This is a genomic window from Streptomyces sp. NRRL WC-3549 (genome assembly GCF_000721935.1).
Taxonomy (GTDB): Bacteria; Actinomycetota; Actinomycetes; order Streptomycetales; family Streptomycetaceae; genus Streptomyces.
The window spans coordinates 2,430-5,223 of the sequence record NZ_KL585466.1; the positions used below are offsets into that span (position 1 = coordinate 2,430).

General features: G+C 71.4%; 2 protein-coding genes. Both read right to left on the reverse strand.

From position 1 onward, the window contains the following. Positions 1-324: 324 nt before the first annotated feature. On the reverse strand, positions 325-2,403 hold the full coding sequence (locus IH13_RS0136175) for an SDR family NAD(P)-dependent oxidoreductase (protein WP_031091409.1): 2,079 nt from the start codon (positions 2,401-2,403) through the stop codon (positions 325-327). After that, the coding region (locus IH13_RS40045) for a hypothetical protein (RefSeq protein WP_158791539.1) at positions 2,385-2,794 on the reverse strand (410 nt) is incomplete at its 5' end. The genes IH13_RS0136175 and IH13_RS40045, both read right to left, overlap by 19 nt.

A 2,794-nucleotide genomic window follows, 5' to 3' on the forward strand; every position in this document is an offset into this window, starting at 1 on the left:
CAGGCCGGCCGCCCCCGCCGAAACGCCCCGGTGTAACCGTTTGCGGGAGGTATCCCCGTCCCGAACACGCCTGCCCGGCCTGTTGCGGTGCGCCCGAACCGTCAAGGATCAGGGGACATCAGTGCTTGAGATCCGCCCTCTTGGCATCCGCTGCTTCTCAAGGTCTCTGCCCCTTCAGGGTTGTGGCCCTTGAGGACTGTGGCCCTTGAAGTCCTTGCATCTTGGGGTCCGTGGCTCTCGGGCTCCTTGCCCCCGAGGGACACTGCCTCCGGTGCGCGGCCCCGGCGTGGCGACGGTTTGTCCGCCACGCCGGGGCCGGGGCAGTCAGTTCGAGCGCCCCAGTTCGTTGTTGATGAAATCGAATATCTCATCGTCGGAGGCGGATTCGAGCTTGTCGCTCACATTCGCCGGGTCCGCCTCGGGAGTCGCGCCTTCGGACCACTTGGCCAGGAACGCCTGGAGACGCATGGCGACCTTCGCCCTGGTGAGGGTGTCGGGTTCGTTCGTCTCCGTTGCCGCCTCCAGCTTGTCCAATTCCGCCAGCAGGGACGCCCCTGTGGTGTCCGTGCCGAACCGGAGCTCCGTGCGCAGGAAGTCGGCGGCGGCGACAGCGCTCGGATAATCGAAGGCCAGCCCTGCGGGCAGACGCAGGCCTGTGGCCCTCGTCAGCCTGTTGCGGAGTTCCACGGCCGTCAGCGAGTCGAAGCCGAGTTCGCGGAAGACCCGGCCGGGGCCGACCTCCTCGATCCCTCCGTAGCCCAGAACGGCGGCGGCGTGAGTGCGCACCAGACGTATCAGTTCCGCCTCCCTGTCCGCATCGGACAGCCCCGAGAGGCGCTGGCGCAGTTTTTCGGCGGCATCCTCGTCGATGCCTTCGCCGGCAGCGTCACGCCCCAGCGCCTCCACCGCTTCCGGCAGGTCCGACAACAGCGCGCTCGGCCTCATGGCTGTGAACGACGGCACGAACCGCGCCCAGTCCACGTCGGCCACAGTGAGCAGCGGATCGTTGTCGCCGGCCGCGCGCCGCAGGGCGGTGATCGCCAGCTCCGGCGCCATCGCGGGCAGCCCACGCAGGCGGAGCCTTTCCTCCGCCGCCGCGGCCTCGGGGCCCGCGGTCGCCGTTTCGGCCCACGGCCCCCAGGCCACCGAGGTGGCGGCCAGGCCGCGCGCCCGGCGGTTCTGCGCCAGACCGTCCAGGTACGCGCCTGCGGCGGCGTACGCCCCTTGGCCGCCACCGCCCCAGACTCCGGCGATGGTGGAGAACAGGACGAACGCGTCCAGTTCCGTGTCGGCGAAGATCTCGTCGAGATGGGCCGCGCCCACCACCTTCGCCGACAGCCGTCCGTCGACGTCGTCCATACGGAGCGCGTCGAGCGGGGTGAGCTGGTTGCCGCCGACCGTGTGCAGCACGGCACGGACCGGGCTGCCCTCGTCGGTGAGCTCGAGGACCAGGGCCTCCAGAGCCTTGCGGTCGGCCACGTCGCAGTGCACGACGGTACAGCGCCCCTCGAGCGCTGCCAGGGCATCCGTTGCCGGTTCGGCGCCTTCCGGAACCATCAGCACGACCTTGTCGGCCTCGGTCCCGGCCAGCCAGCGCGCGGCGTGCGAGCCGAAAGGCGTCGAGGCGTCGGTGACCAGCACCGTACCCCTGGGCGCCCACTCGGCCCCCGACGTGCCGGCCGGCACCCGCTCGAGCCGCGGGACGAGCGCCCCGGAGGAGCGCACCGCGACCTGGTCCTCGGTGCCACTTCCCGTGAGCAGGGCGATCACCCGGCTCACGGCCCGCTCGTCCATGGACGGGGGTACGTCGATCAACCCACCCCATCGATGCGGCTGTTCGAGACCGGCGACCCGGCCCAGACCCCACAGTCGCGACTGCTCGGGGGCAGGCGCGGCATCGGTACGGCTCACGCTCACCCCTGCTCGGGTGACACACCACAGGGGCGCCGGAACCTCGGCGACACCCAGGGCCTGCACGAGACTCAGGTTCGCCTCGGTCGGGTCGTGGGTCAGCGCCAGCAGGGAGACGATGCCGGCGATCTCCCCGTGCCCGTTCGGCCTGTCGGCCAGCTTCTCGGCCAGTTCCTCGGCCGGCACCGAACGATGCCGCGCCCCACTGGCGACCGTCAGGAGTTCGACGTCCCCGCCATGCTCCCGCAGACCGGTGACGATGGGATGGTCGTGGTGCTCCTCCGCCGCCACGACCAGCCAGACCCCGGACGCCGCCGCCCCACCGGACGCCGCGGCCGGCACCCAGGTGGTCCGGTAGCGCCAGGCGTCGACGGTGGACTGCTCACGGGACTGCCGACGCCACGAAGACAGCAGCGGCAGCACCGTGCTGAGCGGCTGATCGGCGGAGAGCCCGGAGCCCTCCACCAGACCGGTCAGGTCTTCCTGGTCCACCGCCGCCCAGAACTGCTCGTCCAGGGCGGACGTCCCGGCCGTTGGAAGGCGTACGTCGGAAGCTCGACCCGCCGGGCGCCGGTACCGGCGAAGAACGCCGGCCAGTCGACGGTCGCTCCCCGTGCGTGCAGCCCGGCGAGCGAGGCGACCACGGTCGCCGGCTCGTCCCTGTCCTTGCGCAGGACGGGGATGAACCCCGCCTCCTCGGTGACGCAGCCCTGGCCCATGGCGCTCAGCACCCCGTCGGGGCCCAGCTCCAGGAAGGTCGTGACTCCCAGGTCCTCCAGCCCTCGCATCCCCTCGAGGAAGCGGACGGCCTGCCGGACGTGCCGGACCCAGTACTCGGGGTCGCACAGTTCATCCGGTCCGGCTGTCCGCCCGGTGACGTTGG